Origin of the sequence: Paenibacillus tritici (assembly GCF_018207515.1) — a bacterium.
GTDB lineage: Bacteria > Bacillota > Bacilli > Paenibacillales > Paenibacillaceae > Paenibacillus_AQ > Paenibacillus_AQ tritici.
Genome location: NZ_CP073365.1, coordinates 960785 through 974762, shown reverse-complemented (window position 1 = coordinate 974762; position 13978 = coordinate 960785). Strand labels below are relative to the sequence as shown.

Below are 13978 nucleotides of genomic sequence, written 5' to 3'. Positions count from 1 at the left end.
GCGTGAACGCCTTGGTCACCTATCGCAAGATGGCGCCGCATAGCGAGAAGCTGAAACTGCAAAAGCCCCGCTCTACCGTGATGTAGAGGCGGGGACTTTTTTGTATTACAACTCAGAATAGCCTTACTCCGACCAATATTTCGCATCCGGATTCAACGCGGCGCCTACCTCGCCTTCCGTTACCAAATCGCAGTCCAGATAGCCCTCTTCATCCAGGAAATAAACTTCCTGCTTATAGAATTCACACAGAGTCTCCAGGAACTTCTCCGGCGAATCGTACATCACTACCAGATCGCCGTAGTCATGCAGCAGATCACATACCCGCTCCACGCCTTCCTCAGAACGGTAGTAGCAGATGTAATCACTTCCGTAGTTCGTAAGCAGCGGCAACACGACTCCATGACCTGTATACCCCTTCTCCTGCAGAATGCCTGACAGTACATTCACCTCACGGCCATATTCCCCGATATGAATCAGCCGGTAGCCTGGAATGAATTCCAGCAGACTGGGATCTTCCTCGGTACTGTCCGTTCCCAGAACGGTATCATAGACCGCCTGCAAAAGGACAGGCACTTCGGGAGTATACGCTGAAATAGCGGCACTGCCCCCTGCCGGGGCCTTCCCCAGACTGGCGGTGTAGCCGGGCCGCAATTGTGCGGATCGCTCAAGGAATTCCTGAAATTTACCGGTAAGCATGTTATCACCCTTCCTCACAAAAATATAGCGGAGCGATAAGGATGGCTCCTTCTCTCTCCGCTTGCTGCGTCCTGACTATTTGGTCGCCGAAATCCACATTTGTTCCAGCCACTGATCGAAGTTCTCGCCCTTCTCACCTTCATAAGCATCGTAGACGTCAACTCGCATCTTCTTCAGCTTCTCCTTGAACTCTTCGTAAGAATGGTCTTTGGGAAGACTCTTCTTCACACGCAGAATAATCTTGGAGACCCCTTTGAACAGTTCGGCTTTGTTCTTCGACGGGACCTTGACATCTTCACCGAAGGCTCTCAGCTTGTTGTACGCGGCTTCTTGAACGGTATATACAGGATCGCTGATCATCAGACGATTAAGGATATCAATAATTTGTTTGTGGTTATAGCGGCCTAGCTCTTCCACTGCTTCAAGACGCGCTTTCCAGTCTGCGGAGCGGCCGGCGGCTCTCTTCAGTTCCTCATAATTCTCTGGCAGCTCTTGGATTACTTCTTCATTATTCAAGCTTTACAATCCCCTTCTTGGTTAAATCTGATATAGTGCAATTCTACAGTACACTAGTCCTTGATTTCAATCTTTTGTCCAAACATTCGAGGGAATATGCAATATTCTGCAAAGTTCAGTCTGCTTCCCGGGCCGCAACAGGCTCAGGTTCAGGCCCGGCAGCCGGCTTGCCCGCCTCGATCAGTACCTTGTTGCCCAGCAGGAAGAAACCCTGAATGAACAGCAGAATGCCCGTAATCATCAGCAGCCATTCAATACGGATCAGATCCGCCAGCGGCCCGAAGACCAGCATGCCGAGCGGCATCATGGAACTTGAGATCATGCCCAGCACCCCGAAGACCCGGCCCAGATAATCCGGCTCTACCTTTTCCTGCAGCAGAACTGTGGAGGGGGTGTTGAAGAACGGCAGCGCCAGCCCGACAAGCGCCATTACGCCAAGATAGATCCAAAACACCGGAATGACTCCCAGCGCAAAAGTACATAACCCGACGGCAAGGGCCGACATGGTCATGGTGTGAACCCGGTTACGGAAGCCCGGCCACGCTGCCATCAGCAGTCCGCCCAGCATCATCCCGATGGAGAACGTAATCTCAATGGCGGTTAACCGCCAGATATCCCCGCCAAAGGTCCGCGTCACCTGCAGCGGTGTCAGGAACGACACGGGAGCGGCGAGCACGAAGAAAAAGGCACAGAAGATAAAAAAGCTTCTAATATAAGCATGCTGCCGGATATAACTGAAGCCCTGGCGCAGATCCTCCAGGTAACTTAACGTCTGCTCAGCAGCAGCCTTGGCATGAACCGGTACCCGCACGAAGAAGAACATCGTCAGAACAGCTGCAGCAGCCGTAATCACATCAACGAAAAATATAATTTCTATACTGGCCATGGTCAGCAGCGCCCCGCTCAGCATCGGAGACAGCAGCATCACCATGGACTGAATACTGGCGTTGATTCCGCCGATTCTCGTCAGCTTGTCTTCCGGCACCAGCTGCGGCAGCATGGCCGCCACGGCCGGAGTCTGTACCCCGCCCCCCAGCGCCCGCACGGCAGATACCACAAACAGCATCCACAGCTCATCGTAGCCGAGCAGGAATAACAGCGCCAGAATCAGCGTGGAAGCTGCGATAATGGAATCCGAGAGGACGATCAGCCATTTGCGGCTGTAACGGTCCGCCCACACTCCTGCAAAGGGCGACAGCAGAAACATCGGTACAAAGCCGCAGATAATCGACAATGTCATCATTACTCCTGACTGTGTATTCAGGGTAATATACCAGAGAATCGCATATTGGACGAGCGAAGATCCGAATAACGAGAGGGTCTGGCTGGCGAGGAATAAGGTAATGTTTTTCTTCCAGTGCATGTTCATGGTCAGGGGATTCCTCCTCTTTCTTAGCACTTTCGAGTCATATTCTAGCATAGTTCAGATTGCGTTGGATAATGATTTTGACTTCAACGATCTGCAAAAGTATAGTATGGACAGACTATATAGATTGAACTTGAAAAATATACAGACAGGGAAAAGTGACGGAGGAGAATTTTGGAACTGTAGGAGCGATAGCGTCCGCCTTTGTCACCGGATTTCTACCGCTAGAAGCGGTTCAAAATCAAGAAATCTGGGGACAACAGCGGCCGGAGGGCCAAACATTCTCTGGAGTCACGGCCATCCCAGAATGGAAAACCTACAAGTTCAATCTATATAATCCGCCAGCAGTAAAAGGAGGCATACAAGATGAGAGCCATTGCCATTCATGAGTCCAGCCCGTCCGGGATCTTAACGGAAATTGAGCTGCCTCTGCCCGTTCCCGGTGAATATGAAGTACTGGTTGAATTGCGGGCCACTTCCGTTCATTCGGCAGACATGAAGCCGGGAATGAACGTAGCCGGAATAGTGGTAGACATCGGCAGGGCGGTGAAGCGCTTTAAGCCTGGTGACGAGGTCTTCGGATTAAAATCCGCGGTGCAGAGCAGTTGTTATGCTGAATATATATTGGCGAGGGAGGATGAACTTGCACTTAAGCCTCCTGGGTTATCCTTCCAAGCGGCCGGAGTCTTACCCGCTGCCGGACTTGCTGCCTGGCAGGCGCTGGCTTCTGCCCGGGTCTCCAGCCGGGACCGTGTGCTGGTGCATAACGGCGCGGGAGGGACCGGCAGCTTCACAGTGCAGCTAGCCAAGCTCCGGGGAGCCACGGTGATTGCTACCATCAGCAGCGATGCGGAGCTGGATGTGGTCTGGGGTCTTGGGGCAGATCAGGCGATGAACAGCGGCGGCGGCGAACAGGATTTCGCTGCCATTCTGGGGCAGAGCATTGATGTGGTGATTGATAACGCAGGGGGCGCCATCCTGGGCAGGAGCTTCGCGGTGCTGGCTCCAGGCGGAAGGCTGATCTCCACCGCTCAGCCGCCCGATCCGGCCCAGGCTACACAGCAAGGCATCCATGCAGCGTATATTACCGCCGCTGCTGATCCCTTCCAGCTGTCGGAGCTGGCCCGGCTTACAGCTGGGCGGAAGCTGAAGCCGCTGATCGGTAGCTCCTTCCCGTTCAGCGAGGAAGGACTGCACAGCGCCCATGCGCTCGCTCTAAGCGGGCAGGTGCAGGGTGTTATTGCTATTACTATTAAAGAGTGAGGGAGAGCATCAGCTATTTTTTATCGAAAGTTATGTACCAGTATGACCAACAGCACAGCCACAAGGATGCCGGGCAGCAAGTTAGCTACCTTAATCTTGGTGATGCCGAGCAGATTCAGCCCGATACCTATGATCATCACCCCGCCTGCGGCGGTCATCTCTGCAATACAGTTGTTCAGCAGCGCATCAGGGACAAAGCGGGTGATCTGTGTAGCAAGTAAAGCGATTGCCCCTTGATATAGCACAACAGGAATGGCCGAGAACATGACACCGATGCCCAGCGTGGAAGTCAGAATCATGGCGATGAAGCCGTCCATGATGGCTTTGGTATAGAGAATCTCATGATTGCCTTTGATCCCGCTGTCCAGCGATCCTAGAATAGCCATCGCCCCCACAACAAAGACCAGACTTGCCGTAACAAACCCCAGGGAGAGGCTTCCCTGCCGGCCCGCTCCTGCCCTGCGCTCCAGCCAATCTCCCGCCCGCGTGAACTTGTCTTCAATGTTAATCCATTCCCCGGCCACAGCGCCGATTACGAGACTGAGGATGACAATTAGGAAGTTCTCGCTCCGTAGCCCCATCTGCACCCCCAGCAACATAAGCGCCAGTCCAATCGCATTCATCACTGTATTCTTCATACTCTCCGGTATGCGCTCCAGCAGCTTCCCCAGCAGGGTTCCGAAGATTATTGCCATTCCATTCACTATCGCTCCCAGCAGTACCATTCCTCAGCAGTTCTCCCATCCATCATTTCTCTTGTACTTCTGCATTATAAGGGCAGCAGGCATTCATGAGTCAAGACTAGATTTGGCCGGCAGGATACATAAGCATAGGAACACCCGGGCTGAGAAATTGACAAAATTCTGTTAACGATGGTACGCTCACTAATATCATTCTTTTAATAGAACAAATCCGGTGCGGACTTGTTCAAAATCAGGTAAGGAGAGTCACTATGACGGACCGGAATACTCTTAATAAGGCAAGCTTATCTAAGGAAGTCCACCTGATTCTTGCACTTCTGAATTCCGGAAATCCAGATGAGACGGCGCGGCAGAATCCGCAGCTGTTCACAGGTCTGAACTGGGACTTATTCGTGGAGCTTAACCGGCATCACCGGGTATACCCTTACCTCTACCCCAGGCTCAGCCGGATGGAGGAGAAGGTGGTCCCTTCTAATGTTCTGGAGCAGTTGAAATGGCAATACCGCAGAAATACGGTCCAGATGCTCCAGCTCAGCGGTGAGATGGGTAATATCGCCAATCAATTGGCCGGGATTAATATCCGCTGTCTTTTCCTCAAAGGGCCGGTGCTTGGGCACGAGCTGTACGGCGATCTCTCACAACGCACCTCGCGGGATCTTGATTTCCTGGTGCCGATAGAACAGCTGGAGGATGCCGAGACCTTGCTGATCGGGCTGGGCTATGAGAAGGAAGAGAAATTTGAGAGCGTACTGGGAGACTGGAAATGGCGGGAGCATCACTCCACGTTCATTCATCCCGTCAGCAAAATAAACCTGGAGCTGCACTGGAGATTAGGACCGGGGCCGGCCAAGGAACCTGCGTTCGACGAGCTGTGGAAACATTCGCGGACCAGCAGCCATTTCGGCCAGAATGTCCACTATCTGGGCCCTGAGGATCTATTCATGTTCCTGGCTGTGCATGGAGCCAGACACGCCTGGTCCAGGCTTAGATGGCTGCATGATATCAAGATGCTGGTGCAGGGACAGCAGCCACCTGACTCCGCGCGGCTGACCCGCCTGCTGCAACGCTACAATCACAGCGCTGTGGGCGGCCAGACGCTGATTCTGGCAACAGAGCTGCTGGAGACGCAGATTGCTCCGGGCTTATCCTCTCTGATGGACAGCCCCAAGGCGAGCAGGCTGGCACAGGATGTCCTGTTCTATCTCCCGCGGATCGTGAATCTGAACACCCCTCCGCTGGAGCCGGAGGTCGAGCAGCACTTCAACAGATATCTGCCGAGCATTCTCTCCCCCGGGAACCGGATGCTCCGCTCCGCCAGCTTCTTCTATCCCTACGCAGCGGATGCGAAGACCCTGCCGCTGCCGACGATGCTGCATTTCTTATATTTCCCCTTGCGTCCTTTGCTATGGAGCTGGCGGAAGGTAACGGGTGTGGACAAGGAGAATTAACGCGGCTCACCACTGCACACAGAAAGGCACATGCTGCTAGTTAAATGCAGCACGTGCCTTTTTTTGTACGGCGGGTAAGATTTAAGAACAATAGTAAATACTCCAAGTCTCCTGACGGACAGCGATATATCCTGCCCCTGTACCCTAGTGGCCGTAAATTGTTTTCGGTTTTCTGTGAAAATACGTCTGGCACTACGATAAACACACGGCCTACGCGGCGCACCCGGTCCAATTGTGTTCGGTTTTCCGATTACATTGGGCTACGCTATCCACCCAGTCCAATTGTGTTCGGTTTAATACGAAAATAAAAGTATCGGAAAATGCGCCGCAGACTGGATTTTGACAAAAAAAGACCCACCGCCCCAAAATTACGTTTCGTTTTTTTTGAAAAAGGGGAGACTATTGGATAGGATTTAATTGCACGCTATATCCTAACTGCTGGATATATTGCACGTACCGATCCAACGGGTTTTTCTTGGACGTCTCATCGCCTAGTGAGACGTCTATTTCTTGGTATAACCTTTTCTCCCGCATCAGGGCATGGAGGATTCGAATCAACAAATGTGCGGTGGCGACGTTTGCTTTTTTATCTCCTCGTCTCTTACGTATTCGTCGAAAGAATTGGCCGATCCGGTTCGAGGAGCGAGAGTTCGCCCAAGCCGCCTGACACAAGGCCCCTTTCAGATGCTTGTTCCCTTGCATCGTTTTTGACTTTTTTCGCTTTCCAGCGCTTTCGTTGTTCCCTGGACACACCCCCGCCCATGATGCAAACTGCGCATCACTCGGGAACATTTCCGCGACATGCGGCCCCACTTCTGCAAAGATGGTCACGGCAGATGTCCGCTCAATTCCTGGAATGGAGTCAATTTGTTCAATCCTCTCCAGGTAGGGTTCTGCCTTCGCCTCGATTCGAGCTTCCAGTTCCGTGATCCGTTTCTCCAAATAGACCAAGTGGTCCCAGTGGTCTCGAATCATCTCCCGATGATGACGGCGCAACTTGCCATTGAGCGCGTCTAGCAACTGCGGAACTTTCTTTTTTAAACGGGTTTTGACCAGGTTTTTAACGGTCACTTCGTCTACGACCTCGCCGTCCATGATCTTCTGGAGCAGGCCCCGTCCTGAAACCCCATATAGATCGGACATAAAGGTGGTTAGCTTGATGTTGGCATCCTGCAGGATTTTGTGGATGCGGTTCTTCTCCGCCGTCACCGCCTGCACCATCTTACTCCGGTAACGGGTCAAATCTCGCAAATCCCGGATGTCCTGTTCTGGCACCATACTGCCTTCAATGAGCCCGCAACGGTGCAATTGCGCTAACCAGCGCGCATCTTGCATGTCACTTTTTCGACCCGGCATATTCTTTACCCGCTGGGCGTTGGCCAAGACAAGATCACAACTGCCCTCTAAGATGTTCCATACCGGTTTCCAAAACACGCCGGTACTCTCCATCACCACCTCAAGGCAGCCGTGTTCATTCAGCCAATCTTGCAGTCCTAACAATTCTCTGGTTGTCGTCCCAAAGGTTTTCATGTGACATTGCGGTTTTTGTTCGATCGGTCCTTTTAACACGCAGGCCACAACGGTTTCCTGGTGCACGTCCAGACCGGCGCAACACATACGTACAGCATCCATTCCAATCATCCTCCATCGTCAGCTTACAAATCATGCGCTCGAGTGAGTGTAATTTAATACACGTACTTTTTGGGGGTTACAATAGGCGATGCTCGAAAAGCGCAATAGAACGGTTTTTCGCACGGGGTGTATCCCAGTAACCGCGTCCGCCCTTTGATTTGTATATGTAGTGTTGACGACTACAGCATCTTTTAGAATGGATGCGACGGATGCCACCCACTTATTTTCATTCCTGGGGGTGACAAGGCCTCTGTCTTGTCATGCCTGTTTTTCGATTACATTCGACCTACGCGGCGCTCTCAGTCCAATTGTGTTCGGTTTTTCGATTACATTTGGCCTAAGCGGCGCTCCCAGTCCAATTGTGTTCGGTTTTTCGATTAAATTTGCTCCGTGCGCCTGGCAGTGGTCCATCGGTTTTTCGCATACATCTCCGCAAGCTCTATCCAGCCTCCTCCTGACCGCTAAGCAAGCGGCTGAACATGCCGCCCTTCTCTGAGGCCAGTCCGCTATAGACGCCCTGCTGAATAACCCGGCCCTGGTCGATGACCAGAATCTGATCGGCTCCCCGGATCGTGGACAGGCGGTGGGCAATGACGATCACCGTCACCGAAGCCTTCAGCCGCTCCAGCGCTTCCTGAATCCGCTTCTCGTTCTCAGTATCGAGCGCACTGGTCGCCTCATCGAGCACAAGAATCGACGGCTTACGGATAATCGCCCGCGCCAGCACCAGACGCTGCCGCTCTCCGCCTGACAGGCGTACGCCGCGGTCGCCAAGCAGCGTATCCAGTCCGTCCGGCAGCTTGCGGACAAAGTCCGCCGAAGAGGCGAACTCCAGCGCCTCCCACAGCTCCGCTTCCTCTGCATCCGGCTTGATCATCATCAGATTATCGCGGATGGTCGCGTTATACAGGAAAGGGTCCTGCGCCACATACCCGATGGATCTCCGGTAGGCGAGCAGCCGCTCTCCTGTGATCGGCTCGCCGTCCGCCAGAATCTCCCCGTTCTCGGGCTGCATCAGTCCCATGAGCAGATCGACGAGCGTGCTTTTACCGGCACCCGAACGCCCGACAATCGCCGTCATCTTCCTGGCGGGAATCTCTACGTTTACCTTCTGAAGGGAATACTGCGGCTCACTGGCATGATAACGGAAATCGACATTCCGTGCCTCCAGACCATGCTTCAGAGTCATAGGCTGCACCGGCTCTGCGCCTTGATCCGCACTATGCTCGACAGCAGCCAGACATTCATCCTGCAGCAATTGCAGTTGTTTGAATGAAGGCAATACGGAGGCCAACTGCTCCATCAGTGACTGCAGGGTGGAGAAGGTCGGCCACAGCCGGGTAAACACCAGAATGACCAGCAGCAGGTTCGGCCCCTCCACTTGCATAAACCGGAAGGACACGAAGATAAATACGGCAATCAGCAGCGTAGAGGACAGCTTATACAGGAGCTGAGAGTTGGAACGCAGCCGCGTGTAGTCCAGTTGCTCCTGCTTCACCTCTCCGGTGAAGGCATGCAGCCATTCCAGCCGGGATTGCTCCAGATTATTGCTTTTGATATCCTTGATGCCGTTCAGCTGATCTGTGATTCCGCCCAAATACGTCTTGCCCAGCTCTGTGCTGCGGCTGCCCAGCTTCTTCGCCTTACGGATAAACCGCCGGGAGAATATGGACAGCAGGGCGGCGCAGACAAGAACCGCGAGCGTCATCTTGGGGGACAGCCAGAAGGCGAAGCCGATCTGCACAAGGGTGAACAGCAGCGAAGTGAGGAACTGCAGGAAGCAGCTGATGCCCGCAAGCACCCTGGCCAGCTCTGTGGTCATCATATTGATCAGATCGGAGGTGCGCTTCTTCAGAAAAAAAGACCACTCCGCTCGCAGCAACGCGCTGTAGACCTCATACCGCAGCTGTCTGCCGTAGGATTGCTGAATCTCCACATTGCGGATCGCCACGAATCGTGAAATCAGGTTCTGGAAAAGGACAATCGCAACATAACTGCCCAGCACCAGCAGCAGCGCTGTGGTCTGTGACAAATCGTTAATGAAGCCTAGCATCGGGAGCTGGAAACCGGCCGCAGCCGTGCCCCCCAGCTGTATGCCTGCCATGCCAAGCATGGGAACAAGCAGCAGAATGGCAGAGCTCTCCAGCAGACCGCTGATCACCATGCCGAACAGATTCAGATATAACTTCACTCCCGACAACCGCTGAAGCTGCCGGACATAGTAGATTATCGCTTGCATAGACCCACCTCGATCACTCGGCTTGTAACACCTTGGCGAACTTCTCCACTACCACGAATCCCTGCATGGCGTCATCCCCGGACACATAATGGGCTCCGCTGCGCAGCCAGGCATGGGCAATCATCTTGCCTTTCTTATCACGGGCCACCCCCATATACAGGGTGCTCTCAATGCCCCGCTTCTCCAGCATCTTCAGGCCGGCTACCGCACGGACCATACAGGTGCTTTTCCAGGGAGTATAACGGCTGATGACCCGAATGGCCTTGGTGATCTGCCGAATGCGGGGAATATCGGCTTCTCTGGATACCTCAGGGGTCTCCAGGGACTTCACCCCAAGCTGCGGGGCCGTCTTGGCAAAGGGGAAGAAGAGCTGGATTCTAACCAGCAAAAGCCGCCATAACGCTTCAGGAATCAGCGCCAGCGCGGCCTTGTCATACTTCAGCAGTAAACCGATACGCCGGAGGGTCATCATGGCCCGCTGACGACGGCAACAAGATCCTCATTCAGCAGATTCTGCACAAAATCAGTTACATCCTGCTGAGCCAGCTCCGCCGGAACCTCAAAGATCTCCTGCATCACCTCGGCAATCCGGCGGATAGACACCGGTGAAGCCAGAGCCTCCCAGATCTCTCCGCCCACTTCGCCCAGGTTGTAATACTTGCCGTTCTTCACATTCAGCATAACCTTCTCGCCGTCCATATCACTGGCGATATTGCCTTCCCGCTGAACCAGCACCGAATCAAGCGACAGCACCTCTGTGGTATTCATGTTCATAGGTTCATCTCCTTCACCTTTTGCGTAATCGTCTCAAATATCAATTCCGTCTGCTGCGGTGCACTGAAGCCCTGCTCGGGGCGGGTCAGCCGGTACATCGGCAGACGGTTAACAAACGAGGCCAGCATGCCGAAATGCCATTCCCGGACACCCATAGGGTCTACCAGCGCTTTTTGATAGGTATGATTGTATAAGGTATGCAGCCGTTCCAGTCCGCTGACCGCCTCTACCGCCACCGGCCCGTCCTGGACTACAGACAGTTCAAATATTCCGGCCAGCGGCAGCGGTTCACTCTGGAACCGGTCATGCACCGGCACGGCAAACTTGGTCTCCCGCTGGAACAGCGGACGATACGCAGACGAATTCATTCCCAAATAGTCCAGGCTTTGCTGCCACAGCTTCTGCTGCGGATAACCTGGAACAGCTAATGGATGTCCATTATGCACCAACACGGGAATAACGTCGTCACTGACCAGGAGATGGCCCTGATCCATTAAATAGGAGGCGAGTGTAGACTTGCCCGCACCTGAGCGCCCAACCAGCGCATAGGCCTTATTGTCCAGAACAAGCGCGCTGCCATGAAGAGCCAGTATCCCTTTTTGCATCAGCACAACCCCCATACAGCTGCCCAGAATGAACAGGCGGATGCTATCCGGGTCGGCGTCCGCTGCGGGAGATACTGTAATGGTAGTGCCATTCTGTATGGAAAAGATAGCGGTGCCCTTCACCATAAACATAACTTCATTCTCCGCTATGCCGAGGTTCGGTGAAATCTTCGGTATCGCTTCCCATCGCTCCGACAAGCTGCCTTGAGCAACAAAGATGCTGCCTATCCTTCCGGGGTGATCCGTACGGGAAAGTTCCGGCAACGGGAACTCACTGAGGATCTGCAGACCAAAGGCCTTGTATCCGAGGCATTGCACTGTGCCAGCCATACTGTTCACTCCATCTTTGTCAATTTCACCCGTCTTCTTATGCGGATGAGCAGTTCTTGTATTGTAGATATGGGGACAGCCCTGATCCCCCTCCAGCAAGCTAAGAGGGATGAGGGCTGTGAGTTGCAAAAAGCAGATTAGGAGTGACTGACGATCTCTTCCGGATCCGCTTGGAAGGAGTCGGCAATGGCGATCCCAGGACCAGCCATAGTCATTTTAACATCCAATACTTCCAATGCAGGCTTGCTGTATTCCTTTTTCATAGTTTGTCACCCCCTTTCAAGAAACGTCCTTCAGGTCAGCCGCTTCAGGAAGCGGTAGAACACTAGTCCTCGTGTAAGAAGGCGGAAATCTGTGTTGAATATTAATAATGGTGCGGGCTCACTACCCAGCCGGTCCAAGCATCCGGCGAGCCCGGTATGATTCAGGTAAGACGAAGTGCGGGGGTCTTGAAGCATCTCCCTCAGCTCCTGCTGGAAGCTCTCCCACTGGGGCAGCATACGTGTAATTCCGTCCGCCCCCTGGATACCGCGCCGGGTCTGGTTGAGTCTGACCTTATCGGGCAGCCGTCCCTCCATCGCCCGGCGGATCAGCGACCGGTCCACGCCGTTCTGGACGTATTGCCCTTCAGGCACCGACATGCAGAAGTTGATGACACGCAGATCATTCGTAGCGTCACGATCCCATACCCTGTACTTCAGCGACAGCTTGGTAGCCGCCGTTCCATTCACATTCCAGACATGCGGCTGCTGAAAATGCTCTCTGCGGATATCGTATACCGTCTGAGATTCCAGCGGCTTCTCAAGCTCCTTCAGCCGCTCCTGCACTCCTGTCCGCCGTGCGAATTCAGGATGGATCAGCTCCAGCGGAGCCTCCTGCTTCCCGGAGACCAGCCCCCCGAGACCAGGGAATACCTTGCGGCTGACGAGCTTCAGCATTCTTTTGCGGCTGGCACCCATCGTACGGCTGTACAGCTTATTCTCGCGGTAGAAGGAGAACCAGTGGAACTCCCTTAGCAGCTTCGCATGATAATCCAAGGCAGGTCCCCAGGAGATACTCCAGTTGCCCCGTTGTCCGCTGAGCAGAATACCGGCATCCTTCAGCTGCGCTTGTTCATATATGCCTTTGAGCCAATAAGAATTCTCTATAAATTTGTAGGGCATCTCCATAATATCCAGCCATTCGTCAATCTCGCCATAAGAGCTGCGGTCAGGAAAATTCAAAAAGCTGGGCTTAATGTTCCCGACATAGTCGATGGTCTCCTGAATATAGGGACGCTCATCTGTTACACGCTGGCCCAGCTTGAACCCGGTGAAGTTATCCAGCGGATAGGAGCTGAAGGTGTATAACGGCTTGCCGGAGCGGCGAAGCTCCTCGGCAGCAAAGCTCACCACCGAGCCGGAATCCAGCCCCCCGCTAAGATTGGCGCCAACGGCAAGGTGGGTACGCAGCCGGTCACTGACGGCACGCCCGAACACCTCACGGAACGCCTCCTCATATTCGCCATTGCTGCGCAGCTTCAGTGGAGACGGAGTCTGGAAGGTGTAGTAGCGGGAGAACGTAATCCCCTTCGCACTGACCGTCATCGAATGGGACGGGGGCAGCTGCTGCACGCCCTGGTACACCGTGGAGAACATATCGGCCACATCCGTCCGGCCTTGGCCCGCCAGATACTCCGAGACCCAGTCTTCATTCAGGCCCGGCCCGCCATCCATTATAGTGAGTAACGGATGAATCACGGTGCAGAAGGAAAACCGGCTGCCGGAGCGGTGAAAGTACAACGTCCGGGTGCCTGAGAAATCTCTGGCTCCAAACAGCCTTTGCTTGTCCGCATCCCAGATCATGAAGGCGAAGTCTCCGATCAGATGAACCGGAGCCTGGTCCCCCCATTTCTCATAGGCCAGCAGAATCAGCAGGCTATCGGGAATGGAATCCCAATCCTCCCGGACAACCTGAAGTTGTCCGAATAGTTCACTGCGGTTATCAATGATAGCGTCAGCCACAATCGCAAGATTCCGCTGCGGATCATAATAGGGAAGCCGCTCGTCCCGTGACTGCGGGGTAATCCACTGCGCGTGGCAGCCGAGGAACACTCCCTCCGCCATCCAGCCTCTGGAATCGTCCGCCGGATAACGCTGCAGCTGCTGCATAAGACGCGGTCCGAGCTCCGGGTCCAGCGGCCCATGCTGCATAGAGTAGATCCCGGCGATTGCGCTCATGGTATGACCTCCAGCTGTCTGTATATTCAATACCGATTCTTAGATTCTTAATAGTGAACACTTCTTACTACCTAAGATAACGTTCTACCCCTTAAATGTGAATAGTACCAGAGAGTACTTTTAGGTATCCTTTAGCGTATTGACTATAGTGAAAATATATGGTAATGATTCTCTCAAAAATGACCCGGG

13 protein-coding genes are annotated in these 13978 nt (G+C 53.7%); 2 read left to right on the top strand and 11 right to left on the bottom strand.

Annotated features, from left to right (window positions below):
• Nucleotides 1-123: 123 nt before the first annotated feature.
• The 3 genes from KDC22_RS04120 to KDC22_RS04110 all read right to left on the bottom strand — a co-directional run bounded on the left by KDC22_RS04120 (nt 124) and on the right by KDC22_RS04110 (nt 2581).
• Nucleotides 124-696, bottom strand: coding sequence for a hypothetical protein (locus KDC22_RS04120; RefSeq protein ID WP_211722163.1), 573 nt, complete (start codon nt 694-696; stop codon nt 124-126).
• Between the two features lie 75 nt (nt 697-771).
• On the bottom strand, nt 772-1212 hold the full coding sequence (locus KDC22_RS04115; RefSeq protein WP_173138248.1) for a HEAT repeat domain-containing protein: 441 nt from the start codon (nt 1210-1212) through the stop codon (nt 772-774).
• Between the two features lie 115 nt (nt 1213-1327).
• Nucleotides 1328-2581, bottom strand: a complete 1254-nt coding sequence (locus KDC22_RS04110; RefSeq protein WP_211722162.1) for an MFS transporter — start codon at nt 2579-2581, stop codon at nt 1328-1330.
• 363 nt (nt 2582-2944) lie between these two features.
• On the opposite strand from KDC22_RS04110, the gene KDC22_RS04105 reads away from it, so the two are divergent.
• A complete protein-coding gene (locus tag KDC22_RS04105) occupies nt 2945-3841 on the top strand; it encodes an NADP-dependent oxidoreductase (RefSeq protein WP_211722161.1) in 897 nt (298 codons plus the stop codon).
• A 20-nt stretch (nt 3842-3861) separates the two neighbouring features.
• On the opposite strand, the gene KDC22_RS04100 is transcribed toward KDC22_RS04105, so the two are convergent.
• Nucleotides 3862-4566 carry a DUF554 domain-containing protein gene (locus tag KDC22_RS04100; protein ID WP_211722160.1) on the bottom strand — a complete coding sequence of 235 codons (705 nt, stop codon included), beginning with the start codon at nt 4564-4566 and terminating at the stop codon, nt 3862-3864.
• A gap of 227 nt (nt 4567-4793) precedes the next feature.
• Between KDC22_RS04100 and KDC22_RS04095 the strand changes: the two genes are divergently transcribed.
• The gene (locus KDC22_RS04095; RefSeq protein WP_173138256.1) at nt 4794-5990 is read left to right on the top strand and encodes a nucleotidyltransferase domain-containing protein; all 1197 of its coding nucleotides are present in this window, start codon (nt 4794-4796) and stop codon (nt 5988-5990) included.
• A 399-nt stretch (nt 5991-6389) separates the two neighbouring features.
• Here the strand turns inward: KDC22_RS04095 and KDC22_RS04090 are convergent, their stop codons facing one another.
• From KDC22_RS04090 to KDC22_RS04060, 7 genes are all read right to left on the bottom strand, one after another.
• Nucleotides 6390-7622, bottom strand: coding sequence for an IS110 family RNA-guided transposase (locus tag KDC22_RS04090; protein ID WP_211721118.1), 1233 nt, complete (start codon nt 7620-7622; stop codon nt 6390-6392).
• A 439-nt stretch (nt 7623-8061) separates the two neighbouring features.
• Entirely contained in the window at nt 8062-9861 is a 1800-nt protein-coding gene (locus KDC22_RS04085; protein WP_173138258.1) for an ABC transporter ATP-binding protein, read from the bottom strand.
• Nucleotides 9862-9874: 13 nt separating this feature from the next.
• Nucleotides 9875-10333 (bottom strand): lasso peptide biosynthesis B2 protein, encoded by a 459-nt coding sequence (locus tag KDC22_RS04080; protein WP_211722159.1) that lies wholly within the window; start codon nt 10331-10333, stop codon nt 9875-9877.
• Nucleotides 10330-10635: a lasso peptide biosynthesis PqqD family chaperone gene (locus tag KDC22_RS04075; protein ID WP_173138262.1), complete on the bottom strand. Its 306-nt coding sequence runs from the start codon at nt 10633-10635 to the stop codon at nt 10330-10332. Before KDC22_RS04075 ends, KDC22_RS04080 begins: the two co-directional genes overlap by 4 nt.
• A complete protein-coding gene (locus KDC22_RS04070; RefSeq protein WP_173138264.1) occupies nt 10632-11570 on the bottom strand; it encodes a phosphoenolpyruvate carboxykinase (ATP) in 939 nt (312 codons plus the stop codon). Before KDC22_RS04070 ends, KDC22_RS04075 begins: the two co-directional genes overlap by 4 nt.
• 137 nt (nt 11571-11707) lie before the next feature.
• Nucleotides 11708-11833, bottom strand: a complete 126-nt coding sequence (locus tag KDC22_RS04065) for a paeninodin family lasso peptide (RefSeq protein WP_173138282.1) — start codon at nt 11831-11833, stop codon at nt 11708-11710.
• Nucleotides 11834-11863: 30 nt separating this feature from the next.
• Nucleotides 11864-13789 (bottom strand): asparagine synthase-related protein, encoded by a 1926-nt coding sequence (locus tag KDC22_RS04060; RefSeq protein ID WP_173138284.1) that lies wholly within the window; start codon nt 13787-13789, stop codon nt 11864-11866.
• Nucleotides 13790-13978 lie beyond the last annotated feature (189 nt).